We start from the raw sequence: 25,970 nt of genomic DNA on the forward strand, positions 1-25,970 counted from the left end.
TTCCCCCAAGCCGCAACCCTGTCCGCATTGATGCTGGAGGATGCCCTCAGGTCAAGCTCCGGTCCTCTTCACCGCGGCCGCTGAACCAATACAGGGCGGCCGCGCGGCCAATTGCGGTTCCGGACGCCGATTGGCTAGAGTGATCTGCGAGAGGGGCCTTCATGCATACAATCGACCATTCAAAGACGGCCATCAGTGGCATCGGCCCTGCCCGCATCGCCGATCTGCGTGAGACCGAAGCAGAAGCCTTCCGCAAGGCAAGGCCGAAATCGGCAGCCAAGGTCGGCAACGGCCTGCCGGGCTTCTTCGGCGGCGTGCCGATGCACTGGATGAACGACTGGCCGACGCCGTTCCCGCTACTGGTCGACAGCGCCAGAGGCGCCACTATCACTGACATCGACGGCAATCGGCTCGACGATTTCTGCCTCGGCGACACCGGCTCGATGTTCGGCCACTCGCCGCCGCCGGTCGCCCTCGCCATCCGTAGGCAGGCCGGGCGCGGCCTGACCTACATGCTGCCTTCAGAAGATGCGGTCGCTATCGGCCCGTTGCTGCAACAGCGCTTCGGCCTGCCGTTCTGGCAGATCGCGACAACGGCGACCGATGCCAACCGCTTCGCGCTGCGCGTCGCCCGCGCCATCACCGGCCGGGAAAAGATCCTGGTCTTCAACGGCTGCTATCACGGCTCGGTCGACGAGACGATGGTGCGGCTGGTCGACGGCAAACCGGCCAACCGACCGGGACTGGCCGGCGAATTCCGCGACCTGACCCGGGCGACCGATGTCGTCGAGTTCAACGATTTGTCGGCGCTTGAGACAGCACTCCGGGACCAGCAAATCGCCTGTGTCGTCACCGAGCCGGTGCTGACCAATTCCTGCATGGTGCTGCCCGACCCCGGCTTCCACGAGGCGCTGCGGCGTCTCACCCGCGCTGCCGGCAGCCTGCTGCTGATCGACGAGACGCACACGATCTCGACCGGTCCCGGCGGCTACACCAGGAAACGCGGCCTGGAGCCGGACTTGTTCGTGCTCGGCAAGTCGATCGCCGGCGGTGTGCCGGCCAGTGTGTGGGGGATGAGCGAAGACGTCGCCACCCGCTACGCCGACTATGTCAGAACCAAGGAACCAGGCTATTCCGGCATGGGCACGACGCTCTCGGCCAATCCGCTGCAGTTCGCAGCGATGCGCGCCACGCTCGAAGAGGTGATGACCGACGAGAACTATAGCCATATGGACCATCTGGCGCGGCGGCTCGACGCCGGGCTGACCGCCGTCATCGACCGTTACCGCCTGCCCTGGCATGTTGCCCGAGTCGGCGCCCGCGTCGAGTTCATCTGCGCACCCGGCCCGCTGAGGAATGGCGGCGAGGCGGAAACGGCGCACGCGCCGGCGCTCGAAGCGGCTATCCATGTCGCGCTGGTCAATCGCGGCGTGCTGATCGCGCCGTTCCACAACATGATGCTGATCTCGCCGGCGACCAGCGCTGCCCAGGTGAACCGCCTGATCACCGCCTTCGGCGCGGTTGCGGCAAGGCTCGCGGCATGAGACAAGCTTGCACATGAGAGAAGCGCACAAGCAAACTTTGAACGCCATCATCGCCTCGCCTTCGGGCTCGACGCCCGCCGAGGCGCAAACCTTTCTCGACGCGCATCCCGAGATCGAAGCGTTCGACATCGTGCTGACCGACGCCAATGGCGTTGGTCGTGGCAAGATCGTGCGCCGGCACGAGTTGATGAGCATCTTCGAGGGCGGCAGGCATATGCCGATCTCGATCCTCGGCCTCGACATCACCGGCGAGGACGTGCACGAGACCGGATTGATCTGGGCGACGGGCGACGGCGACCTGCGGGCATGGCCGATCCCCGGCACACTGGTGCCGCTGTTCGGCACACAGCCGCCGCGCGGCCAGGTGCTGATGGCGATGTACCATCTCGATAGTCAGCCGATGTCCTCCGACCCGCGCCTGGCGCTGGGCCGGCAGGTGGAGATATTGGCGGCCAAGGGCCTGCATCCGGCCGGCGCCTTCGAGCTCGAATTCTTCCTGCTCGCCAACGAGCGCGACGCCGACGGCAAGGTGCAGCCGGCGCACGCGGTGCTCGACGGCCGCCGCTCGGCCAAGACAGAGGTCTATTCCGTCGACCATCTGCACGGCATGGAGCCGCTGTTTTCCGACATCTATGCCGCGGCCAGGGTGCAAGGCATCCCGGCCGAGACGGTCATTTCCGAATATGCGCCCGGCCAATACGAACTGACGCTGAACTATCGCAAGGACGTGATGCGGGCCGCCGACGATCTCGTCATGCTGAAGCGGCTGGTGCGGACGCAGGCGCGCCGCCACGGCGTCACTGCCTGCTTCATGGCCAAGCCGATCGAGAAATACGCCGGCTCCGGCATGCATTTCCATGTCTCGCTACAGGACAGGGCCGGCAACAACGTCTTCACTGAGGCCAGCGGCGAGACCTGGTCCTTGCCGCTGCTGCGCGGACTGGGCGGCCTGATCCAGACCATGGCCGAATCGATGCTGGTGTTTGCACCGCACGCCAATTCATGGCGGCGTTTCGTTTCGCAATCCTATGCCCCGGTGGCGCCGACCTGGGGCGTCAACAACCGCTCGGTGGCGCTGCGCGTGCCGGCGGGCGATGCGAAAAACCGGCGCATCGAGCACCGGCCGTCCGGCGTCGACGCCAACCCTTATCTGGTGGCGGCAACCGTGCTGGCCGGCATCGTCAAAGGTCTCGATGAGGGCCTCGATCCAGGCCCCGAAACCACCGGCAATGGCTACGAATCAGCAATCTCGCGCACCACCATGCCGGTGGACTGGCGCGCCGCGATCGAGGCGGCAAGGGCCTCGACGTTCCTCAAAGGGGCGCTGGGGGAAGACCTGCACCGGACCTTCGTGGCGATCAAGCAATCCGAATATCTGCGGGTGGCGCGCACGGTCAGCGAACTGGATTATCACCTCTATCTGCACGAGGTGTGAGGCGATCGCATCGCCGGTCATTCGCCCGGCGATAGCCAGGTCTCGGCTATTTGAAGGAACCTTTCCGGGGCTTCGCTCATTCCGCATCTGATCGCAGCAGCGGGCAAGGCCGCATCAGCCATGATCGCCAGGATGCAGACAAATTCTCCACACCACGCCAAGGTGCAGGCAAGACGCTGGCCCAAGCCTGAATTGCCGGAGACGGCGCAAGACGATGGCGCAAGCACCATTCCCGAACTCAGCGAAGTGGCGAAGGCCTGTCGCCGCTGTCCGCTGTGGCGCAACGCAACGCAGACCGTGTTCGGCGAAGGGCCTGACGGGGCCAAGGTGGTTTTCGTCGGTGAACAGCCAGGCGACCAGGAGGATCTGGCCGGCAAACCTTTCGTCGGCCCGGCCGGAAAAGTCTTCGACGCTATCCTGGACGATGCCGGCGTCGACCGGCTGAAAGTCTATGTCACCAACGCGGTCAAGCATTTCAAGTTCGAGCCGCGCGGGAAGCGGCGCATCCACTCGAAGCCGAATGCCGGCGAGGTGCAGGCCTGCCGCTGGTGGCTCGACAAGGAACTCGATCTGATCAAGCCCAATCTGGCGGTGGCGCTCGGCGCGACGGCGGCGCAGTCGCTGCTCGGCAAGGTCGCTCCGATCATGAAGATGCGCGGCGAGGTTGTGACACGGGACGACGGCTTGCCTGTGTTCGTCACCATCCATCCGTCCTTCATCCTGCGCATTCGCGAGCCGGCGGACAAACAGGCCGAACGCGAGCGGTTCCTGCAGGACATGAAGGCGGTGAAAAAGCTGATGGCCGCCTGACCCCTATCTGACCAGGATTGCCCTCAAATCATTGACGTTCGTCCCGGTCGGGCCGGGCACGAAGAGATCGCCGATGGCGTTGAATGCCGTCCAGGCATTGTTGCCGGCAAGCATCGCCTTGGCATCGACGCTCACGGCCCGCATTCGCGACACCGTCGAGCCGTCGGCAAAGGCGCCGGCATTGTCCTCCGAACCGTCGATGCCATCGGTGTCAGCGGCCAGTGCATGGACGCCTTCCATGCCGCTGATGCCGATGGCGAAGGCGAGCAGAAACTCGGTGTTACGACCGCCCTTGCCCTTCGCCCGCACGGTCACCGTCGTCTCGCCGCCTGACAGGATCAGCACGGGCTTCGTGAAAGGCCGGTTGCGCGTCGCGACTTCACGGGCGATTGCCGCATGGATACCCCCAACTTCGCGCGCTTCGCCCTCGATGGAATCGGAGAGGATAACCGCCGCGATGCCATGGCGGCTGGCTTCGGCTGCGGCCGCTTCCAGCGAGACGCCGGCCGAGGCGATCAGATGCACTTCGTTGCGCGAAAAACGCGGATCGTCGGCGCGCGGCGCATCGGCGGCCGGCGAATTGATATGCGCCATGACAGAGGCCGGCAGTTTCATGCCATAGGCGGCGATCGATGCCAGCGCCTCTTGGCGGTTGCCCGAATCGGGAACGGTGGGGCCGGAAGCCACCAGCGCCGGGTTGTCTCCGGGAATGTCGGAGACGACCAGCGACACCAGCTTTGCCGGATAGGCAGCGGCCGCCAGCCTGCCGCCCTTGATCGTGGAAACATGCTTGCGGATGGTGTTCATGGCGGCAATCGGCGCGCCGGAGGCGAGCAGCGCCTCGTTAACGGCGATCTCGTCGGCCAGCGTCAGACCTTCGGCGGGCGCCGGCAGCAGCGCCGAGCCGCCGCCTGAGATGAGCGCCACGACCAGATCGTCCGCGGTCAGGCCCTGCACCTTTTCGAGCAGCCGGCGCGACGCTTCGAGACCGGCGGCATCCGGCACCGGATGCGCCGCCTCGATGATCTCGATGCGCTGGCAGGTCGCGCCATAGCCGTAACGGGTGGCGACCAGCCCATCTATCGGCCCATCCCACACTTTTTCGAAGGCCGCCGCCATCTGCGCCGAGCCTTTTCCTGCACCGATGACGATGGTGCGCCCCTTCGGCATTGCCGGCAGATGATCCCTGATCGTCCTCTGGGGATCCGCGGCGGCAACGGCAGCATTGAAGATGGTGGCGAGGAAGGTCTTGGGATCGATCTCTGTCATTTTGCTTCCGGCGGCAGTGCCAGCTCGCGCCCGTCGACGCCGAGGTGGCTGCACAGCGCATCGACGACGACGCCGTGATCCTCGCGTTCCGGCAGGCCCGAGACCGCGATCACACCGATCACACCGGCGCCCTTGACCGTGACCGGAAAGCCGCCGCCGGCCAGCACATAGTCCGATATGTCGAGGCCCTCGCCCGGCTTGAAGCTGCGGTCGGGACGCTGCTGCTCCAGCACCATGCGGTAGGTGCTTTTCAGGAACCGCTGCACGACGTTGGTCTTGCGCCGCGCCCAGTCCGGATTGGAGGCATTCGAGCCCGGCATTGCCGCATAGAACAGCGGCCGGTCGAAGGTCCTGATGTCGACGATGATCGGCAGGCCCTGGGCCAGTGCCCGGTCGCGGATCGTCGAGCCGATCTTGAAGGCGACAGCTTCGTCGAAGACCGAGAAGACAAGCTCGGCTTCCTGTTTCTGGATCAGAGCGATATCGTCCGCAACGGCCATGTCGTTCCCCTATCAACGTCGCGGCACGCTTTGACCGATGGCTGCCGCTGGGTCAAGCGGGATGTGGGGGATAGCTAAACCGCCATATCCGTCTTGACCGCCCGTCCGGCGACGTAGACCTCGCGCACGGCGCGATCATCGCCCAGCGTCTGCAGCAGAAACAGCTCCTCCGCCAGCGTGTCCGCCGTCTCCATCCGCAGCCGCATCGCCGGCGTGGCGCGGGCATCGAGGACGACGATGTCGGCATCGCTGCCCTGGTCGAGCGTGCCGATCCTTTCCACGATCGACAGCGCCTCGGCATTGCCGCGGGTGAGCTGCCAGAACGACTGGAACGGATTGAGCTTCTCGCCGTTCAGCGCGATCACCTTGTAGCCCTCGTCCATGGTGCGCAGCATCGAGTAATTGGTGCCGCCGCCGACATCGGTGGCGACCGCGATGCGGAGGGCTTTGTCACGCGTGCGGTAGCGCTGATAGTCGAACAGGCCGGAGCCGAGGAACAGGTTCGAGGTCGGACAGAACACGGCGACCGAGCCCGTCTCCGATAGCGCATCCGCCTCGCGTTCCGAAAGATGGATGCTGTGGCCGAACAGACTTTTGCGCCCGAGCAGCCCATGGTGCTCGTAGACATCGGTATAGTCGCGGGCCTTTGGATAGAGTTGCAGCGTAAAGGCGATCTCGGCGTGGTTTTCCGACAGATGCGTCTGCATGTGCAGATCAGGATGTTCGCGGCACAGCGCGCCCGCCATTTCCAACTGCTCGGGTGACGAGGTGATGGCGAAGCGCGGTGTGATGGCATAGTGCTGGCGGCCCTTGCCGTGCCACTCGGCGATCAGCGCCTTGCTGTCGTCATAGGCCGATTGCGGCGTGTCCAGCACGCCCTCCGGCGCGTTGCGATCCATCATCACCTTGCCGCCGATGTTGAGCATGTTGCGATGATGCGACTCGGCGAAGAACGCCTCGGCCGATTCCTTGTGCACCGAGCAATAGGCGGCGACTGTCGTCGTGCCGTGGCGCAGCATTTCGTCGAGGAACAGCCTGGCGATGCGGCGGCCATGCTGGGCGTTCTGGAATTTGGTTTCCTCGGGAAAGGTGTAAGTGTTCAGCCAGTCGAGCAACTCGGCGCCGTAGGAGGCGATGATCTGCATCTGCGGAAAATGCGCATGCGGGTCGATGAAGCCAGGCAGCAGCAAATGCGGGCGGTGGTCGATCTTTTTTACGCCTTCATCAGCCTTTTTCTCGGCGTCGGCATAGGCGCCCGCGGCAACGATCCTGCCGTTGCGAAGCAGCAGGCCGCCATCGTCCTCGTAGCGCCAGGCGGAATGGTCGTCGACGGTTTCTGGCCAGCGCAGGAAGGACAGCGTGCGGCCGCGCAGGAGCGTGCTGGTCATGCTTATTTCCCTGCCTCCTCGAACCAAGCCGCCAACAGCGCCCGCTCCTTGTCGGTGATATGGGTGACATTGGCGGGCGGCATGGCGTGGCTGCGGCCGGCCTGCAGGTAGATCTCGCGGGCTTGCTCGGCGATACCGGCGTCCGTGTCAAGCATCACACCTTTCGGCGCGTGATAGATGCCTTCGTAGGATGGCTCCTGCGCATGGCACATCGAGCAGCGGCCAAGCACCGTGTCGCGCACTGCGGGAAAATGCGCCGAGGCGATGTAGACCTGTGCCGTCGAGGACGCCTTGAGTTCGCCGGTCAGCACTTTCGGCGCCGTCGACAGCCAGATAATGACGACGAACAGCACGGCCGCCCCCAGCCAGGTCCAGGTCGGGTTGCCCTTGCGCGCATGCATGGTGTTGAAATAGTGCCGGATCAGCACGCCGATGCCGAACACCAGCGACGCGATCACCCAGTTGAATTCTGTGCCGAACGCCAGCGGGTAGTGGTTCGACAGCATCAGGAACAGAACGGGCAGCGTCAGGTAATTGTTGTGCAGCGAGCGCTGCTTGGCGATCTTGCCGTATTTCGGATCTGGCTTCCTGCCGGCGATCAGGTCGGCGACGACGATCTTCTGGTTCGGGATGATGACCATGAAGACATTGGCCGACATGATCGTCGCGGTGATGGCGCCAAGATGCAGGAAAGCGGCGCGGCCGGTGAACAGATGGGTAAGACCCCAGGCGATGAACACCAGCACGCCATAGAGCACCAGCATCAGGCCGGTGTCGCTCCTGCCAAGCGGCGACCGGCATAAGAGATCGTAGACCACCCAGCCAACGCCGATCGTCGCCAGCGACAGCAAGATGCCTGTAGGCACCGACATGGCCAGCACGTTGGGATCGATCAGGAAGAGGTCCGCCCCGGCATAGTAGACGACGCACAGCATGGCAAAGCCCGACAGCCAGGTGGCGTAGGATTCCCATTTGAACCAGGTCAGGTGCTCAGGCATTTCGGCCGGCGCCACCAGATATTTCTGGATGTGGTAGAAGCCGCCGCCATGCACCTGCCATTCCTCGCCGAAGGCGCCGACAGGCATGCCCGAACGCTGGCGCAAGCCGAGATCGAGGGCGACGAAATAGAAGGACGAGCCGATCCAGGCTATGCTGGTGACGACATGCAGCCAGCGCACGGCGAAACTCAGCCAGTCCCAGAAAATCGCGAAATCCATCATTGAAAAGTCGTCCCTGCCGATTGGGTGACTTTACGGACTGGAGCGTAAACGGAAAGGGCCGAGCTGCACGATGACTTTCAAAAAAAATTGGAAAATACTACAGCGCCGCGCGTCCCTTGGACGCGCAAAGGACGCTGTAGAACTTTTATCTGGTGCATGATCCTTTCCGAAAATCGATTTTTCGGGGTCATGCACTAGGGTTATCCCTACGCAGCAGCATGAGAGCCCTAAAGCCGCATGGCCTATCTCGACAACATCGCCGTCTTCGTTCGCGTCGTCGAGCTCGGCAATCTGTCGGCGGCGGGCCGCGACATGCGCATCTCGCCGGCGGTCGCTTCCAATCGCATCAAGGAGCTCGAGAAACACCTTGGTGTCAGGCTCTTCAATCGCACCACGCGGCAGTTGATGCCGACCGAGCACGGCACCGTGTTCTACTCCGGCGCCAAGCAGGTACTGGAGGCGATCACCGAGGCCGAAGCCGCCGTCTCGGCGCTTTCCGGCCAGCCGCGCGGCACCATCAAGGTGACAGCGCCGCTTGGCCTCGGCCGGCGACTGGTGGCGTCGGGAATCCCTGACTTCCACGACAAATATCCTGACATCGAGGTGCGGCTGAGGCTTTCGGACCACAATGTCGACATCATGAAGGAAGGCATCGACGTTGCCTTCCGGCTCGGCATCATCGAGGATTCCAGCCTGAGAATGCGCGGCATCATGGAGTGCGAGCGGGTGCTGGTGGCGGCGCCGAAATATCTGGAGACGCGCGGCGAACCGAGCGAGCCGCAGGAACTGATCGCCAGCAAACACGACTGCCTGATGCTGCGCTACGCCGGCGCGCGCGAATATGTGTGGACGCTGCAGACGGCCGACGGTCCGCGGAAATTCGAAGTGCACGGACCCTATGACACCGACGATGGCGACGTGCTGACCGGCTGGGCGCTGTCGGGCCGCGGCATCATCAACAAGCCGCGCTTCGAGGTCGAGCCGTTCATCCGCGACCGGCGGCTGAAGGTGATCCTGCCCGACACGCCACCGACGCCGGTCCAGTTCGCCGCCGTCTACCCGCACAAGAAGCTGCAGGACCCGAAGGTGCGGCTGCTGCTCGACTTTATGGCTGAGCGCTGCCAACGGCTGATCAAGGATATTCTGGCCGGCAAGTGACGCGTGGCTCGAACGATGGTGGCAACGGCGTCCACGATGCATCTCGCCGTTTCGTTGGTTCAGGGCTCCTTACGATATGCCAGCGCAGCGGCGCGTAGCTTGTGCCGCTTTAGCGAGATGGTGCATCGTCTACCTTGTCCCGCAATTCCCGCCAGAGCAGATTGTAGAGCAGACCCCCACTCTGCTTATCCAGCCATGACTTTGGGCTTGCCGCGAGCAGGGGCCAGGCAAGCACGGAATAAAAGATAATGAAGCTGGTCCAAAGCGTTACAATGAACGGGCTGACCAGAAGAAATATGACCAGTCGATCCGGATTTGAGATACGTCCCGGCGCATACCAGACGAGGAGCTGAGTGATCGTCGACAAGCCGACGAAATACAGGATCGATCCCGCCCACAACATCAAGGTCGTTTTGCGAGTCATCGCGCCCGCCCAGTGGCGAACTCCGGTAGTGGGACGCGCCCAGTCGATTGCCGCTGGCCGGCCTTCACCAGCGCCGTCATGATCTCGGCGGCGGCAAGTGCCGCGATCACCTGCGGGCGTTTGTCCTTGACCGCATCGCCGCCTATCGGTGAGACGAGGCGAGCAAATTCCGCCTCGCTGCCGTCCGCCGACTTCAGGAACCAGTTCCTGAATGTCGCCCTCTTGGTCTTCGAGCCGATCATGCCGACATAGGCGGCATCCCGGCGTTTCAGCGCCTCGGCGACAATCAGGAAATCCAGCGCGTGGTCGTGAGTGAGGACGACGAACGCGGCGCCAGCCGGAGCTTTGCGCACCAATGCCTCGGGCATCGGCGTCAGCCTTGTTTCGACCGCGTCCGGCATGCCCTCCAGCGCCTCGGCCCGTGTCTCGACAACGACGACATGCACAGGCAGCAAGGCCACCGCCGAGGCAAGCGCCTTGCCGACATGGCCTCCGCCGCAGATGTAGACATGCGGCAGCTGTGCCTGCTCGGCGTCCGCCGCCGCGACCAGCTCTTGCGCCAACGCCGTGTCGACCAGCCGGATCAGCACCTCGACCCTGCCGCCGCAGCACTGGCCGATCTCGGGCCCGAGCGGGACATCGAGCGTGGCGCGGGTCTCCCTCCCCCTTGAGGGGAGGGTGGCGGCGAAGCCGTCGGGTGGGGTCGCCGCGGCAGTGCTCGACGCTCTGGCGGTGCCTTCTGAGACAACCCCCTCTGGCCGCGCCGCGGCCATCTCCCCCTCAAGGGAGAGAAGCAGCTGCCGCGCTTTGTCGATCGCCATATATTCGAGCTGACCGCCGCCGATCGTGCCAAAAATCGCCGCGCCCGAGACGAGCATGAAGGCGCCCTTCTCGCGGGGCGTCGAGCCTTTGGTCCCGGCCACCTCGACCAGGGCAATCCGGCCGGCGCCGCCCAGAAATGCTTTCAGGCTTTGCACTTTCGAGGTCATGTCTTTGCTTTCCCTATTTGGAAACATAGGGTTTTTCGGCCCGGATTGCACGCCTTGTACGACCCCGGGACCGGATTCAAGCACCGGTCTTGGCCTCCTCCTTCAGCCGTTCGATCGCCATCAGCACTCGCTCCGGCGTCGCCGGTGGGTCGAGGCGCGGGCAGATCCGGTGATCGGCAACGCTTGCCACCGCATCCGACAGCGCATGCAGCACCGAGATGCCGAGCGGCAGCGGCGGCTCGCCGACCGCCTTGGAGCGGTGCACCGTCGGCTCGCTCGCTTCCGGCCAATCGGCCAGCGTCACGTTGAAGATCTTCGGTCGGTCCGAGGCGAGCGGAATCTTGTAGGTCGACGGCGCATGGGTGCGCAGCCGGCCCTTTTCGTCCCACCAAAGCTCCTCCGTCGTCAGCCAGCCCATGCCCTGGATGAAGCCGCCCTCGACCTGGCCAAGGTCGATGGCGCGGTTCAGCGAGCGGCCGGTCTCGTGCAGGATGTCGGTGCGCTCGACGACATATTCGCCGGTCAGCGTGTCGACCGAGACTTCCGAGCACGCGGCGCCATACGCGAAATAATAGAAGGGGCGACCCTCGCCCTTGTCACGGTCCCAGTGGATTTTTGGCGTCTTGTAGAAGCCCGCCGCCGAAAGCTGGATGCGCGCCATATAAGCCTGCCTGACGAGATCGGCGAAGGCGATCTCCTGGTTGCCGATGCGCACCCGGTTGGGCAGGAACAGCACCTGGTCGCGCGGCACCTGGTATTTTTCGGCAGCGAAGTTGGTCAACCGCTCCTTGATCTGCCGGGCCGCGTTCTGCGCCGCCATACCGTTGAGGTCGGAACCGGACGATGCGGCGGTCGCCGAGGTGTTCGGCACCTTGCCGGTCGTCGTCGCGGTGATCTTTACCTGGTCGAGGTCGATCTGGAATTCTTCCGCCACCACCTGCGCCACCTTGACGTAGAGGCCCTGCCCCATTTCGGTGCCGCCATGGTTCAGATGCACCGAACCGTCGGTGTAGACATGCACCAGCGCGCCGGCCTGATTGTAGTGGGTGGCAGTGAACGAGATGCCGAACTTGACCGGCGTCAGCGCCAATCCACGCTTGATGAAGCGACTGTTGGCGTTGAAGGCACGAACCGTGCGGCGGCGCCTCGCATAGTCGCAACTCGCCTCCAGCTCGGCGACGATGCGGTGGATGATGTTGTCTTCGACCGTCTGGTGATAGGGCGTGATGTTGCGGTCGCTGGTGCCATAAAAGTTCTTCTTACGGATCTCGAGCGGATCCTTGCCGACGGCAAAGGCGACCTCCTCGATGACGCGCTCGGCGCCGACCATGCCTTGCGGACCGCCGAAGCCGCGGAAGGCGGTGTTCGACACGGTGTTGGTGTAGAGCGGCGCCGACTGCGCATGCACCGCCGGCCAGAAATAGGTGTTGTCGCAGTGGAACAGCGCGCGGTCGGTCACTGGTCCTGAGAGGTCCGCCGAGAAGCCGCAACGCGCCGCGAACATGAAATCGACGCCGAGAATATTGCCGTCGTCGTCAAAGCCGACCTCGTAGTCGACCAGAAAGTCATGGCGCTTGCCGGTGGCGATCATGTCGTCGTCACGGTCGGGCCGGATTTTCACCGCGCGATGGTGTTTTTTCGCAGCGATCGCCGCCAGCGCGGCGAACTGGTTGCCTTGCGTTTCCTTGCCGCCAAAGCCGCCACCCATGCGGCGAATCTCGACCGTGACGGCATGGCTCGGCACGCCGAGCGCATGGCTGACCATGTGCTGGATTTCGCTCGGATGCTGAGTCGACGAATAAATCGTGACGTCCTGATCCTCGCCGGGAACGGCCATGGCGATCTGGCCTTCGAGATAAAAATGGTCCTGGCCGCCGATGCGCATTTTTCCCTTCAGCCGGCGCGGCGCCGCGCTGATCGCAGCCGCTGCATCGCCGCGCCTCAAGGTCAGCGGCGGCGTGACCAGCTTGTCCTTCCTGGGATCGAGGACGCCGATGTCGATGACAAAGGGCAATTGCTTGTATTCGATCTTGGCCAGCGTAGTGGCGCGGCGCGCCTGCTCGCGGGTTTCGGCAATGACGCAGAAGATCGGCTGGCCGAAGAATTGCACCTCACTATCGGCCAGCACTGGTTCATCGTGGCGGCCGGTCGGCGAAATATCGTTCTCGCCCGGCACGTCGCTGGCCGTCAGCACGTCGACAACGCCGGGTGCGGCGCGCACCGCCGACAGGTCCATGCTGGTGATTGTGGCGTGCGTTGCCGTCGAAAGCCCAAGGCAGCCATGCAGCGTGCCTGATGATTCCGGCATGTCGTCGATATAGACGGCCGTGCCGCGGACGTGCTTGTGCGCGGAATCATGGTGCTGGTCGGTGGCAACGCCACCAGCGATTTTCTGTGCCCTAAGGTTGGGAGCGTGTTTGGTCATTGAACAACCTCGGTAAGGCGGTGTTCGGCCTTCATAATCGACGTCGCCATCTCACGCCGCCTCGTGGCGCGATATCTGAATCGGCGCCTTGGTGCCGCTGGTCTCGGCGAAGAAGCGCAGCAGCAGGTTCTTCGCCGCCAGCGCCCGGTATTCGGCGCTCGCCCGCATGTCGGTCAGCGGCGTAAAGTCCCTGGCGTACTCGGCCATGGCCGCCTCGACCGTCGCCTCCGTCCAAGGCTTGCCGAGCAACGCCTTTTCCACGCTGAAAGCCCGCTTCGGCGTTGCCGCCATGCCGCCATAGGCAATGCGCACCTCCGCCACCGCGCCGTCCTTAGCCAGGGTCAGCAGGAATGCGCCAAGTGCTGCCGTGATGTCCTCGTCGCGGCGCTTGGTGATCTTGTAGACGGCGAATTTCATGTCCCGGCCTGGCACCGGGACATGCACCGCCTCGACGAACTCGCCCGGCTGCCGATCCTGCTTGCCATAGGCGATGAAGAAATCTTGGAGGGGGATCGTCCGCCGCTTGTTGCCGCGGCGCAGCGTCAGCCGCGCACCCAAAGCGATCAGCGGCGGCGGCGTGTCGCCGATCGGCGAGCCATTGGCGATGTTGCCACCGATCGTGCCCATATTGCGCACCTGGTCGCCGCCAATGCGATCGAACAGCGGGCCCAGCGCCGGGATGCGTTTCGCCAGCGTCGAGAAAGCCTCGGTGTAGGTGACACCAGCGCCCATCGATATGATGCCCTCGTCCTCGGAAATCATGCACAGCCCGTCGAGATTGCCGATGAAGATCGCCGGCGCAATCTCGCGCATGTGCTTGGTCACCCACAGGCCGACATCGGTCGAACCGGCAACGATGGTGGCGCCCGGCTCCTTGTCGAGCACGGCGGCGAGGTCGTCGGCATCGGCCGGCACGACCAGCCGCTGCTTGCCGGCGCCGATCTCGATGCGCGCACCGTCTTTCATGGCCGCAAGCTTCTCGGCGATGGCCTTGCGCTCCGCCGCCAGCGGATCCTTTGCCGCCTTGCCGTAGCTGGAGACGGCTCGCGCGGCGCGGACGATCGCCTCGTAGCCGGTGCAGCGGCAGAGATTGCCCTGCAGCGCCTTTTCTATGGCTGCATCCGAAGGCTCAGGCGACCGCATCCACAGGGCATAAAGCGACATGACGAAGCCGGGCGTGCAGAAGCCGCATTGCGAGCCGTGGAAATCGACCATCGCCTGCTGCACCGGATGCAGTTTTTCGCCGTCGCCGCGCAGGTGCTCGATGGTCACAACATGCGTACCGTCGAGCGAGCCAAGGAAGCGGATGCAGGCATTGACGCTTTCATAGACCAGCCGGCCGCCTGAGAGCCTTCCGACCAGCACGGTGCAGGCGCCGCAATCGCCCTCGGCGCAACCTTCCTTGGTGCCGCGCAGCGAGCGCTCGAGCCGCAGCCAGTCGAGCAAGGTCTCGTCGGGCGCAACCTTGGTCAACGCAACCTTCTCGCCATTGAGGATGAAGCGTATCTCGCTGCGTGTTTTGAGCCTCCTCATGTCTCAGCTCCCCCGATAGGTCGAATAGCCGTAGGGGGATATAAGCAGCGGCACATGATAGTGCACCGGCTCGGCCATGCCGAAGCGGATCGGCACGCTGTCGAGGAAGGCCGGTTCCGGCAGTCTCAACCCCTGCCGGCGCAGATAGTCGCCGGCAGCGAAGACCAGCTCGTATTCGCCGGTGCGGAATTCCGCATCGGCAAGCAGCGGCGCGTCACAGCGGCCGTCGGCATTGGTGACCGCTGTCTTCAGATGCGTCCGCATGTCGTCGTTGATGCGGTAAAGCTCGATCGACAGGCCGGCCGCCGGCCGGCCGGTTGCGGTGTCGAGGACATGGGTCGTCAGACGTCCGCCTTCGGCTATCGACGTTTCCGCCACTGGCTGCTCCCATTCCGGTACGGTCGAACATATTTGAAGAATTGTGCGCCATTTAAAGGCAATGCATAAGTCCCGGTCGAGCCAAGTGCTGCAAAAACACTTTCAAAAATTTTCGGGGGAATGCGCAAGCAATCCTTTCGACTATCCTGATCACACTATCTGGCAGGAGCGACAATGCGTTACGAACGAGACATGCGCGGCTACGGCGCCAATCCGCCGGATCCGAAATGGCCTGGTGGGGCGCATGTCGCGGTGCAGTTCGTCGTCAATTACGAGGAAGGCGGCGAGAACTGCGTCCTGCACGGCGACAAGGCTTCGGAAGCCTTCCTGTCCGAGATCGTCGGTGCTGCGCCCTGGCCCGGCCAGCGCCACTGGAACATGGAATCGATCTACGAATATGGCGCGCGCGCCGGCTTCTGGCGATTGCTGCGCCTGTTCAGCGAAGCCGAGGTGCCGGTCACCTGTTACGGTGTCGCCACAGCGCTGGCGCGCTCGCCCGACCAGGTCGCGGCGATGCAGGAGGCCGGCTGGGAAATCGCCTCGCATGGGCTGAAATGGATCGATTACCGCGACCATACGCCGGAGGACGAGCGCCGCGATATGGAAGCGGCTGTTAGCTTGCACTACGAGGTGACCGGGGCGCGGCCGACCGGCTGGTACACCGGCCGCACTTCGATCAACACTGTGCGGCTGGCGGCGGAAGAAGGCGGCTTCGACTATGTGTCCGACACCTATGACGACGAACTGCCGTACTGGTTCGAGCATGGTGGGCCGGACGGGTCGACAAAACCGCAGCTCATCATCCCCTACACGCTCGACGCCAACGATATGCGTTTCGCCACGCCGCAGGGTTTTAACTCTGGCGACCAGTTCTTCGCCTATCTCAGGGACAGTTTCGATACGCTCTATGCCGAGGGCAAGGCAGGGCGGCCGCGCATGATGAATATCGGCCTGCACTGCCGTCTCATCGGCCGGCCGGGCCGGGTCGCGGCGCTGAAGCGCTTCGTCGACTACGTCAAATCGCACGACAGGGTCTGGCTGGCGCGACGCATCGACATCGCCAGGCACTGGCAAAAAACCCATCCGTTCCGGCCGCTGGCGCTGCGCCCGTCAAAAATGGAGTTCGAGGCCTTCGTTCAGGCTTTCGGCGAAGTGTTCGAGCATTCGCCGTGGATCGCCGAGCGTGCCTATGGGCTGGAACTCGGCCCGGCGCATGACAGTGCCGGCGGCCTGCACAGTGCGCTGTGCCGTGTCTTTCGCGGCGCCAGCGAGGCCGAGCGGCTCTCCGTGCTCAACGCCCATCCCGACCTCGCCGGAAAACTGGCGCAGGCCAAGCGGCTGACAACGGAATCGGCCAGGGAACAGGCTTCCGCCGGGCTCGACGCGCTGACCGACAAGGAGCGCGAGCTGTTCTCAAAGTTCAATGCGGCTTACGTCGCCAGTTTCGGCTTCCCCTTCATCATCGCGGTGAAAGGCAAGACCAAGGAAGAAATCCTGGCGGAGTTCGAGGCGCGCATCGGCAACAGCCGCGGCGTTGAATTCGAAACCGCCTGCAAACAGGTCGAGCGCATCGCACTGCTCCGCCTCAAGGACATGCTTCCGCAATAGGGCTGGCTTCCGCAATAGGCATTGGCTTCCGCAATAGGCTCTGAACTGATGGATACGATGAAAATGGCCGACCGATCCTATTACGCGCCGCAGGGCGGCCACCCCGGCCAGAGCGAACTGCTGACCGGCCGCGCTGTCTTCACCGAGGCCTACGCCGTCATTCCCCGGGGGGTGATGCAGGACATCGTCACCAGCGCCTTGCCATTCTGGGACAAGACCCGCGTCTGGGTGCTGTCGCGCCCGCTGTCGGGCTTTGCCGAGACGTTTTCGCAATACATTGTCGAGGTCGCGCCCGATGGCGGCAGCAGCCGGCCGGAACCGGATGCCAGCGCCGAGGGCGCCCTGTTCGTGGTCGAGGGCGAGCTGAGCGTCTTGCTGGCTGGCGAGAAACATGTCCTGCAGCCGGGCGGCTTTGCTTTCCTGCCACCGGCCAGCGGATGGACTGTTCGCAACGAGAGCGGCGCTGCTGTCCGCTTCCACTGGATCCGCAAGGCTTACGACGCCGTCGAAGGCATTGATGTCCCGCAAGCCTTCTTTGCCAACGAACAGGACATTGCGCCGACGCCGATGCCCGGCACCGAGGGCCGTTGGGCGACGACGCGCTTCGTCGACCCTGAAGACATGCGCCACGACATGCATGTCACCATCGTCACGCTCGAACCGGGTGCGGTCATCCCCTTCGCCGAGACGCATGTCATGGAGCACGGTCTCTACGTGCTGGAGGGCAAGGCCGTCTACCGCCTCAACCAGGACTGGGTCGAGGTCGAGGCCGGCGACTATATGTGGCTGCGCGCCTTCTGTCCGCAGGCCTGCTATGCTGGCGGCCCCGGAAAATTCCGCTATTTGCTCTACAAGGATGTCAACCGGCACGCCAAGCTTGGTGGCGCCGGCGTGGGGAGGCGCGCGCCATGACCCGCATCGTGGCGCGGCCGCTGACCCGTGAAAATTTTGCCGAGTTCGGCGACGTCATCGATATGGGCGGCGGCAATCACTACCCGATCAATGGCGGCAAGGCCGAGCGCTATCACGATCTCGCCACCGCCGAAGCGCAGGGACCGAATGGGCACGTGCTGATCTCCATGGTGCGCGGCACGCCTTACGATTTTCCGCTGAAGCTCACCATGGTCGAGCGTCACCCGTTCGGCAGCCAGGCTTTCATCCCGCTGTCGCCACGGCCGTTCCTGGTCGTCGTCTGCCATGATGGCGACGACGGCCCGGGCGAGCCGCATGCCTTCCTCACCGCGCCCGGGCAGGGCGTCAATTATCCGCGCAATCGCTGGCACGGCGTGCTGACGCCGATCGGCGAGGCCCAGGATTTCCTCGTCGTCGACCGCGGTGGCGACGGCGCCAACCTCGACGAGTGCCATTTCTCGCACGCTTACGAGATCCATCTTCCCGATGGGAGCCAGTGATGGCCGACGTCTCGCTGATCGACCGCCTGCTCGACGTCATCGAGCATGACATCGTGCCGAAGACGGCCGAAGGCGTCGCCCATGGCAACAAGCTTTTCGGCGCGGCGATCTTGCGCAAGGACGACCGCTCGCTGGTGCTCGCCGAGACCAACAACGAGACTGAGAACCCGCTCTGGCATGGCGAAGTTCACTGCCTGAAGCGGTTCTACGAAATGCCCAAGGCTGAGCGCGTCGACACCAGGGACGCGATTTTTCTCGCCACGCATGAACCCTGCTCGCTCTGCCTGTCGGCGATCACCTGGACCGGCTTCGACAATTTCTACTATTTGTTTTCGCATGAGGATTCGCGCGACAGCTTCGCCATCCCGCACGACCTGAAGATCCTGAAGGAGGTCTTCACCCTCGACCCCGGCGGCTACAATGCCGAGAACGCCTACTGGAAGAGTTTTTCGATCCGAAAACTGGTGTGTTCGCTGCCCGAGACCGAGCGGCTGCGACTGGAACCGCGGATCGGCAAAATCTCCGCACGCTATGACGAATTGTCCAGCGCCTATCAGGTGAGCAAGGACGAAAACGACATTCCGTTGAGTTGACGCGGATTGACCAGCCGAATTCGTTGGCTGGCCCACGACGACGTCCCACGGGCTCCATCATTTGGCCGTCCTGGAGTCGCCCGCATGAAAACCGTCACTGAATTTCCCCGCAAGGTCGTCGAGTTTCCGGACATGGGCATCGTCATGCCGGATGGCTGCCGGCTGTCGGCGCGGGTGTGGATGCCGGCCGATGCCGCCGACGATCCGGTGCCGGCGATCCTCGAGCACCTGCCCTACCGCAAGCGCGACGGCACGATCTTTCGCGATCAGCTGACGCATCCCTATTTCGCCGGCTATGGCTATGCATCGATCCGCGTCGACATGCGCGGCAATGGCGATTCCGAAGGGCTGATGGACGACGAATATTCCGAGCAGGAATTGCAGGACGCCTGCGATGTGATCGCCTGGGCGGCCGCCCAGCCCTGGTGCAACGGCAATGTCGGCATGATGGGCATCTCCTGGGGCGGCTTCAACTGCCTGCAGGTTGCAGCCAAGCAGCCGCCGGCGTTGAAGGCAGTCATCAGCCTGTGCTCGACCGTCGACCGCTATGCCGACGACATCCACTACAAGGGCGGCTGCCTGCTGATCGAGAATTTCGGCTGGGCCTCGACCATGCTGTCCTATTCGTCGCGGCCACCGGACCCGCTGCTGGCCGGCGACAACAGATGGCGCGACCTATGGCTGACCCGGCTGGAGAACCAGCCCTTCCTGGCGCCGCTGTGGCTGAGACACCAGCACCGCGACGCCTATTGGAAGCGCGGTTCGATCTGCGAGGACTATTCCGCCATCCAAGCCGCCGTGCTGTCGATCGGCGGCTGGCATGACGGCTATCGCAATACGATTTCCTACCTCGCGGCCAATATCGAGGCGCCGGTCAAGGGCATCGTCGGCCCGTGGATCCACAAGTACCCGCATTACGCCGCACCGAAACCAGCGGTCGGCTTCCTGCAGGAGGCCTTGCGCTGGTGGGACCGCTGGTTGAAAGGCATCGACACCGGCGTCGAGGCCGACCCGGCCTACCGCGCCTATGTGATGGACAGCGTGCGCCCCGCGCGTTGGCATCCCGAGCGGCCCGGCCGCTGGGTTGCCGAAGCAGACTGGCCATCGCCCAACATCAAGGCTGAGGCGATCGAACTGATCCCGGAAGGCGCCAGGCCTGCAATCGTGGCTTCGCCACAAAGCTGCGGCCTCGCCGGCGGCGAATATTTCCCCTTCACCTTCGGGCCGGAACTGCCCGGCGACCAGCGCCCCGACGATGCGCTGTCGGTGTGTTTCGACCAGCCCCCGCTCGGCGAGGCGATCGACATTGTCGGCGCGCCGGAGGTTTTGATCCAGGTCGCCTCGGATCGACCGCAGGCGAACATCGCGGTGCGGCTGTGCGACGTGCATCCTGACGGCGCATCCGAATTGATCTCCTACGGCGTGCTCAACCTGACGCACCGCAACTCGCATGAATTCCCCGAGGCGCTGGTGCCGGAAGAGACCGTTTTGGCGCGGGTGGTGCTCGACCAATGCGCCTATCGCGTGCCATCAGGCCATCGCCTGCGTATTGCCGTTTCGAACGCCTACTGGCCGATGATCTGGCCATCGCCGGAACCGGTTCGGCTCGACCTGTCGGCGGCTACGCTGAAGCTGCCGCTGCGTCCGCCGGCGCAAGGCGACGAAGTCACGTTCCCTACGTCCGAGGCAGCCGTGCCCTGGGCAACCGAAACGGTCCGTGCCGCCAATTCCGAGCGTCATGTTGATCGCGACGAGAAGACCGGAATCGTCACGCTTTCCATTGTCGACGATTTCGGCGAGGTGCGCGACCTGGAGCATGGCCTCGCCAATGGCAGCGTCGCCCGCGAGACATGGGCGATCCATCCTGACAATCCGCTGTCAGCGTCGGGCAAGACGCACTGGACGCAGACGCTGTCGCGAAATGGATGGTCGGTGCGCACCGAAACGTCAGCCGAAATGCGGTCCGACGCGCAAAGCTTCATGGTTAGCGCCAGAATCGAAGCCTATGAAGGCGAGGAACTGGTTTTCGAGCGCAATTTCGAAGAGAAAATCCCGCGCGCGCTGCTTTGAGCGCTTACGCGGGTTGGTCCAATTGCGACGTACGATTTACGCCACGGCATGTCGCATTCGGTCTTGCTTACGGCGTTCCCTTGCGGTCATTATTCTCCTCACAAGAAATGATAAAAAACGACCACAAGGTCGAACCAACAGAGTGAGGAACTCAACATGTCAAACGAACTGGAATTTCTCAGCCGGCGCGTCGCGTCCGGCAAACTGAGCCGTCGTGATTTTCTCGGCCGGGCGGCAGCGCTCGGCGTCACCGCGACCTTCGCCAACTCGCTGCTTTCGAGTGCGGCGCGCGCCGCGGGTCCGGTCAAGGGGGGCACGCTGAAGGCCGGCTTGGTCGGCGGCGAGTCCACCAACAGCCTCGATCCGGCCCTGTTCATGACGCAGGTGCCGTTCGCCTTCGGCAAGATGTGGGGCGAACTGATCGTCGAGCTTTCCCCGGAAGGCACGCTCGAGAACCGCATCGCCGAGGAGATCGGCTCGTCTGACGACGCCAAGGTCTGGACGCTGAAGATTCGCGACGGCGTCGAATTCCATAACGGCAAGACGGTAACCGCCGAGGACGTCGCCGCCACACTCGAACGCCATTCGGACGAGAAGTCGAAGTCGGGCGCGCTCGGCTACATGAAAGGCATCGAGAGCATCAAGGCCAGCGGCAAGGAAGTCGTGCTGACGCTGAAGGAAGCCAATGCCGACCTGCCCTATCTGCTTAGCGATTACCATTTGATCATCCAGCCCAATGGCGGCAAGGACAAGGCCGACGCCGGCATCTCGGCCGGACCCTACAAGATCACCACCAACGAGCCCGGCGTGCGCCATGGCGGCGAGCGGTTCGCCAATTACTGGCAGGCCGACAAGATGGGCCATGCCGACCAGATCGAGATTATCGTCATCAACGACGCCACGGCGCGCACTTCGGCCTTGCAGGGCGGCCAGGTCAACATGATCAACCGCGTCGAGCCGAAGATCGTCGACCTGATCAAGCGGCTGCCCGGCGTCACCATCCGCAACCATGCGGGTCCTGGCCACTACGTCTTCATCATGCATTGCAACACGGCGCCGTTCGACAACAACGATTTGCGCATGGCGCTGAAGCTGGCGATCGACCGCGAGGAGATGCTCGACAAGATCCTCAGAGGCTATGGCTCGCTCGGCAACGACTTCCCGATCAACTCGGCCTATCCGCTGTTTTCCGAGGACATCGAGCAGCGCAAATACGATCCCGACAAGGCCAAGTTTCATTTCAAGAAGTCGGGCCATGACGGCGCCGTCCTGCTCAGGACATCGGACGTCGCCTTCCCCGGCGCCGTCGATGCCGCGCAGCTGTTCCAGCAAAGCGCGGCCAAGGCCGGCATCACGCTGGAGATCAAGCGCGAGCCGGGCGACGGCTACTGGTCGGAAGTATGGAACAAGCAGCCCTTCTGCGCCTCCTACTGGGGCGGACGCTCGACGCAGGACCAGATGTACTCGACTGCGTACCTGTCGACGGCCGACTGGAACGACACGCGTTTCAAGCGTCCCGAGTTCGACAAGATGGTGCTGGCGGCGCGTGCCGAGCTCGACGAAGCCAAGCGCAAGGCGATGTATCGCGACATGGCGATGCTCGTCCGCGACGAAGGTGGCCTGATCCTGCCGATGTTCAATCAGTTCATCGACGCGACGGGCGCCAAGGTCGCCGGCTGGGTCGACGATCCGCATCAGGAGCTGATGAACGGGTACGCTCTGGCAAAATGCTGGCTCGAAGCCTGAGCCCGGCCTTGCGGATATGTCCTCACCCATCGTGAAACTGGTGGCCCAGCGCATTGCGCTGGGCATCCTCCTGCTGTTGGCCGTATCGGTCCTGATCTTCGCCGGCACCCAGATCCTGCCCGGCGACGTCGCGCAAGCCATCCTCGGACAGTCGGCGACACCGGAGTCGCTTGCCAATCTTCGCGAGCAGCTCGGCCTCAACGATCCGGCCTTTATCCGCTATTTCCGCTGGCTCGGCGGCGTCGTGACCGGTGATCTCGGCACCGCCATGTCCAGCGGGCAGGATATTGCGACGTCGATCAAGGGGCGGTTGTGGAACACGCTGTTCCTCGCCTTCTGGGCGGCGGTCGTTGCCGTGCCGCTGGCGATCATCCTCGGCCTGATTGCGGTGCGTTACCGCAATGGCTGGGTCGACAAGCTGATCTCCGGACTGGCGCTTGCCTCGACCTCGTTTCCCGAATTCTTCATCGGCTATGTGCTCGTCTATTTCTTTGCCGTGAAATACCAGATCTTCCCCGGCATCTCGACGGTCTATGACGGGATGCCGTTCGGCGAGCGCATGCAGGCGATCATGCTGCCGGCGGCGGCACTGACGCTGGTGGTGCTCGCCCACATGATGCGCATGACGCGCGCCGCGATCCTCAATGTCATGCAATCGGCTTATGTCGAGACGGCGGAGCTCAAGGGGCTTTCGGCATTCGCCGTCATTCGCAGGCATGCCTTCCCCAATGCGATTGCGCCGATCATCAACGTCGTCATGCTCAACCTCGCCTACCTGATCGTCGGCGTCGTCGTTGTCGAAGTGATCTTCGTCTATCCGGGCATGGGGCAGTATCTCGTCGACCACGTCACCAAGCGTGACGTACCGGTGGTGCAGGCGGTCGGCCTGATCTTCGCCGCGGTTTATATCAGCCTCAACATCATTGCGGACATAGCGGCGATCGTCGCCAATCCGCGTCTCAGACATCCGAAGTGAGGGGCGGCGCTGTGCTCGACATAAAACGCATCCCCATCCCTGCGCTGATCGGCCTGGTGCTGACGGCATTGTTCGTGCTGGCGGCGATCTTCGCGCCCTGGATCGCGCCTTACGGCAATGGCGAGATCGTCGGCGACGTCTGGGCACCGATGTCGGCGACACATTTGCTGGGCACCGACAATCTCGGCCGCGACCTTCTTTCGCGCATGATCTACGGCGCGCGCGTCACGCTGTTCATCGCGGTGCTGGCCACCGCGCTGTCCTTCTCGCTCGGCGCCATCCTTGGCTTCTCGGCGGCGGTTTTCGGCGGCTGGTTCGACACGCTTATGTCGCGCCTTGTCGATCTCCTGATGTCTATCCCGACGCTGATCATGGGCCTCGTCGTGCTCTCCGTGCTGCCAACCAATCTGGTGACGCTGATCCTGGTCATGGGCATCCTCGACTCGACCCGCGTCTACCGCCTGTCGCGGGCGGTCGCCGTCGACATCAACGTCATGGATTTCGTCGAGGCGGCCAAGCTGCGCGGCGAAGGCAGCGTGTGGATCATCTTCCGCGAGATCCTGCCCAATGCGTTGTCGCCGCTGGTTTCGGAACTCGGCCTGCGCTTCATCTATGCCGTGCTGTTCCTGTCGACACTGTCCTTCCTCGGCCTCGGCGTGCAGCCGCCTAGCGCCGACTGGGGCGGCATGGTCAAGGAAAACAAGGACGGCATCGTCTTCGGCATCGCGGCGGCGCTCATCCCTGCCGCGGCGATCGCCATGCTGGCGATTTCCGTCAACCTTGTCGCCGACTGGGTGCTCAACCGCACGACGAGCCTGAAGGGAGGGCGCGGGTAATGGCTGACCAGCGAGCTAAGTCCGTGCTGCTCGATATCCGCAATCTGCGCATCGAGGCCACCGTGTTCCCGCCGGGCGAAGCGCCGAAGAACATCGTGCTGGTCCACGACGTCTCGCTGTCGCTCGAGAAGGGCAAGGTGCTCGGCCTGATCGGCGAGTCTGGAGCCGGCAAGTCGACCATCGGCCTGGCGTCGATGGGCTATGGCCGCGGCGGCGTGCGCATCACCGGCGGCGAAGTCATCCTCAACGGCCGCGACATCCTCAAAGGCGGCAAGGAGGGCTTTCGCAAGCTGCGCGGCCGCGAGGTCTGCTATGTCGCGCAATCGGCTGCCGCCGCCTTCAACCCGGCGCACAGACTGATGGACCAGGTGGTCGAGGCGACGCTGCTGCATGGCACGGCAACGCGGGCCGCGTCCGAAAAACGCGCCATCGCGTTGTTCAAGAAGCTCAGCCTTCCGAACCCCGAAAGCATTGGCGAGCGCTTTCCGCACCAGGTGTCCGGCGGCCAGCTGCAGCGTGTGATGACGGCGATGGCGCTGTGTTCCGAGCCCGACCTGATCGTCTTCGACGAGCCTACCACGGCGCTTGACGTGACGACGCAGATCGACGTGCTGGCGGCGATCAAGGACGCCATCCGCGACACGCATGTCGCGGCGCTGTACATCACCCATGACCTTGCCGTCGTCGCTCAGGTCTCGGACGAGATCATGGTCCTGCGCCATGGCCGGCTGGTCGAATGGGGCGGCACCCGCCAGATCATCAAGGAACCGCGCCAGGAATACACCAATGCGCTGGTCTCGGTGCATGAGATCGAGCACCAGGAGCAAAAGCCCGGCACGACGCCGTTCCTGTCGGTCAAGAACATCACCGCCGCCTATGGCCGCAGCCATATCAAGGTGCTGAAGAACGTCTCGGTCGACATCTATCCGGGCCAGACGCTGGCGGTGGTCGGCGAGTCCGGCTCGGGCAAGTCGACGCTGGCGCGCGCCATCACCGGCCTGTTGCCGCCCGAACAAGGCACCGTCACCTTCGACGGGCGGCCGCTCGCCAACCGGCTTGCCGATCGGCCGAAAGAGGATCTGCGCCAGTTGCAGATGATCTACCAGATGGCCGACGTGGCGATGAACCCGCGCCAGACCGTCGGCACCATCATCGGCCGGCCGCTCGAATTCTATTTTGGTCTGCGCGGCCGCGAGCGCGACAAGCGCGTCGCCGAACTGCTCGACAAGATCGAGATGGGCAAGGGTTTCATCGACCGCTACCCGGCCGAGCTTTCCGGCGGCCAGAAGCAGCGCGTCTGCATCGCCCGCTCGCTCGCCGCCAAGCCGAAGCTGATCATCTGCGACGAGGTGACCTCGGCGCTCGACCCGCTGGTCGCCAACGGCATCCTGAAGCTGCTGCTCGAGCTGCAGAAGGAGGAAAACGTCGCCTATCTGTTCATCACCCACGATCTCGCCACGGTGAAGTCGATCGCCGATTCGATCGCGGTGATGTATCGCGGCGAGGTGGTGCGCTACGGTGCCAAGAGCCAGGTGTTGGCGCCGCCCTTCGACGCCTATACCGACCTTCTCTTGTCCTCAGTCCCCGAAATGGAGATCGGCTGGCTGGAGAAGGCGATCAAGGGACGACGCATGGCCAGCGCCGGCAATTAGACAC

At 63.8% G+C, this 25,970-nt stretch carries 22 protein-coding genes; 13 read left to right on the forward strand and 9 right to left on the reverse strand.

The genetic code is table 11. The features are described 5' to 3' along the window. Positions 1-161: 161 nt before the first annotated feature. The 3 genes from AC0L28_RS07100 (at position 162) to AC0L28_RS07110 (ending at position 3,789) form a co-directional block, all read left to right on the forward strand. On the forward strand, positions 162-1,544 hold the full coding sequence (locus AC0L28_RS07100) for an aspartate aminotransferase family protein (RefSeq protein WP_473476434.1): 1,383 nt from the start codon (positions 162-164) through the stop codon (positions 1,542-1,544). Between the two features lie 13 nt (positions 1,545-1,557). Next, positions 1,558-2,979, forward strand: a complete 1,422-nt coding sequence (locus AC0L28_RS07105; protein ID WP_473476688.1) for a glutamine synthetase family protein — start codon at positions 1,558-1,560, stop codon at positions 2,977-2,979. 87 nt (positions 2,980-3,066) lie between these two features. Further along, positions 3,067-3,789: a UdgX family uracil-DNA binding protein gene (locus tag AC0L28_RS07110; RefSeq protein ID WP_473476690.1), complete on the forward strand. Its 723-nt coding sequence runs from the start codon at positions 3,067-3,069 to the stop codon at positions 3,787-3,789. A 3-nt stretch (positions 3,790-3,792) separates the two neighbouring features. Here AC0L28_RS07110 and AC0L28_RS07115 read toward each other — a convergent pair whose 3' ends face one another. The 4 genes from AC0L28_RS07115 to AC0L28_RS07130 all read right to left on the reverse strand — a co-directional run bounded on the left by AC0L28_RS07115 (position 3,793) and on the right by AC0L28_RS07130 (position 8,166). Beyond that, positions 3,793-5,058 carry a glycerate kinase type-2 family protein gene (locus AC0L28_RS07115; protein ID WP_473476436.1) on the reverse strand — a complete coding sequence of 422 codons (1,266 nt, stop codon included), beginning with the start codon at positions 5,056-5,058 and terminating at the stop codon, positions 3,793-3,795. Then, positions 5,055-5,558, reverse strand: coding sequence for a heme-degrading domain-containing protein (locus AC0L28_RS07120; RefSeq protein ID WP_473476439.1), 504 nt, complete (start codon positions 5,556-5,558; stop codon positions 5,055-5,057). Before AC0L28_RS07120 ends, AC0L28_RS07115 begins: the two co-directional genes overlap by 4 nt. A 74-nt stretch (positions 5,559-5,632) precedes the next feature. After that, a complete protein-coding gene (gene guaD, locus AC0L28_RS07125) occupies positions 5,633-6,946 on the reverse strand; it encodes a guanine deaminase (RefSeq protein ID WP_473476442.1) in 1,314 nt (437 codons plus the stop codon). 2 nt (positions 6,947-6,948) lie between these two features. Next, positions 6,949-8,166 (reverse strand): urate hydroxylase PuuD, encoded by a 1,218-nt coding sequence (locus tag AC0L28_RS07130; protein WP_473476444.1) that lies wholly within the window; start codon positions 8,164-8,166, stop codon positions 6,949-6,951. A 237-nt stretch (positions 8,167-8,403) separates the two neighbouring features. On the opposite strand from AC0L28_RS07130, the gene AC0L28_RS07135 reads away from it, so the two are divergent. Then, positions 8,404-9,324 carry a LysR family transcriptional regulator gene (locus tag AC0L28_RS07135; protein ID WP_473476447.1) on the forward strand — a complete coding sequence of 307 codons (921 nt, stop codon included), beginning with the start codon at positions 8,404-8,406 and terminating at the stop codon, positions 9,322-9,324. Between the two features lie 109 nt (positions 9,325-9,433). Here the strand turns inward: AC0L28_RS07135 and AC0L28_RS07140 are convergent, their stop codons facing one another. From AC0L28_RS07140 to uraH, 5 genes are all read right to left on the reverse strand, one after another. Next, positions 9,434-9,748: a hypothetical protein gene (locus AC0L28_RS07140; protein ID WP_473476449.1), complete on the reverse strand. Its 315-nt coding sequence runs from the start codon at positions 9,746-9,748 to the stop codon at positions 9,434-9,436. After that, positions 9,745-10,737, reverse strand: coding sequence for a xanthine dehydrogenase accessory protein XdhC (xdhC, locus tag AC0L28_RS07145; RefSeq protein ID WP_473476452.1), 993 nt, complete (start codon positions 10,735-10,737; stop codon positions 9,745-9,747). Before xdhC ends, AC0L28_RS07140 begins: the two co-directional genes overlap by 4 nt. Positions 10,738-10,813: 76 nt before the next feature. Then, complete coding sequence (gene xdhB / locus AC0L28_RS07150; RefSeq protein ID WP_473476454.1) at positions 10,814-13,162, reverse strand: xanthine dehydrogenase molybdopterin binding subunit; 2,349 nt, start codon at positions 13,160-13,162, stop codon at positions 10,814-10,816. Between the two features lie 51 nt (positions 13,163-13,213). Continuing rightward, a complete protein-coding gene (gene xdhA / locus AC0L28_RS07155; protein ID WP_473476457.1) occupies positions 13,214-14,695 on the reverse strand; it encodes a xanthine dehydrogenase small subunit in 1,482 nt (493 codons plus the stop codon). A gap of 3 nt (positions 14,696-14,698) precedes the next feature. Continuing rightward, positions 14,699-15,073, reverse strand: a complete 375-nt coding sequence (uraH, locus tag AC0L28_RS07160) for a hydroxyisourate hydrolase (RefSeq protein ID WP_292405428.1) — start codon at positions 15,071-15,073, stop codon at positions 14,699-14,701. 174 nt (positions 15,074-15,247) lie between these two features. Between uraH and puuE the strand changes: the two genes are divergently transcribed. From puuE to AC0L28_RS07205, 9 genes are all read left to right on the forward strand, one after another. Next, positions 15,248-16,681 (forward strand): allantoinase PuuE, encoded by a 1,434-nt coding sequence (gene puuE / locus AC0L28_RS07165; protein WP_473476459.1) that lies wholly within the window; start codon positions 15,248-15,250, stop codon positions 16,679-16,681. Between the two features lie 63 nt (positions 16,682-16,744). Further along, positions 16,745-17,593, forward strand: coding sequence for a bifunctional allantoicase/(S)-ureidoglycine aminohydrolase (locus AC0L28_RS07170; RefSeq protein ID WP_473476462.1), 849 nt, complete (start codon positions 16,745-16,747; stop codon positions 17,591-17,593). Continuing rightward, positions 17,590-18,093 (forward strand): ureidoglycolate lyase, encoded by a 504-nt coding sequence (locus AC0L28_RS07175; protein WP_023796832.1) that lies wholly within the window; start codon positions 17,590-17,592, stop codon positions 18,091-18,093. The genes AC0L28_RS07170 and AC0L28_RS07175 overlap by 4 nt, the downstream gene beginning before the upstream one ends. Further along, complete coding sequence (locus AC0L28_RS07180; protein ID WP_473476466.1) at positions 18,093-18,686, forward strand: nucleoside deaminase; 594 nt, start codon at positions 18,093-18,095, stop codon at positions 18,684-18,686. The genes AC0L28_RS07175 and AC0L28_RS07180 overlap by 1 nt, the downstream gene beginning before the upstream one ends. A gap of 84 nt (positions 18,687-18,770) precedes the next feature. After that, positions 18,771-20,756, forward strand: coding sequence for a CocE/NonD family hydrolase (locus tag AC0L28_RS07185; protein WP_473476468.1), 1,986 nt, complete (start codon positions 18,771-18,773; stop codon positions 20,754-20,756). 156 nt (positions 20,757-20,912) lie between these two features. After that, on the forward strand, positions 20,913-22,502 hold the full coding sequence (locus AC0L28_RS07190) for an ABC transporter substrate-binding protein (protein WP_023796835.1): 1,590 nt from the start codon (positions 20,913-20,915) through the stop codon (positions 22,500-22,502). 16 nt (positions 22,503-22,518) lie between these two features. Then, a complete protein-coding gene (locus AC0L28_RS07195; RefSeq protein ID WP_023796836.1) occupies positions 22,519-23,478 on the forward strand; it encodes an ABC transporter permease in 960 nt (319 codons plus the stop codon). 11 nt (positions 23,479-23,489) lie between these two features. After that, on the forward strand, positions 23,490-24,314 hold the full coding sequence (locus tag AC0L28_RS07200) for an ABC transporter permease (protein ID WP_128244537.1): 825 nt from the start codon (positions 23,490-23,492) through the stop codon (positions 24,312-24,314). Beyond that, positions 24,314-25,966, forward strand: a complete 1,653-nt coding sequence (locus AC0L28_RS07205) for an ABC transporter ATP-binding protein (protein ID WP_473476471.1) — start codon at positions 24,314-24,316, stop codon at positions 25,964-25,966. The genes AC0L28_RS07200 and AC0L28_RS07205 overlap by 1 nt, the downstream gene beginning before the upstream one ends. The last annotated feature ends 4 nt before the right edge of the window (positions 25,967-25,970 follow it).

Source organism: Mesorhizobium sp. WSM4847, from assembly GCF_055811335.1.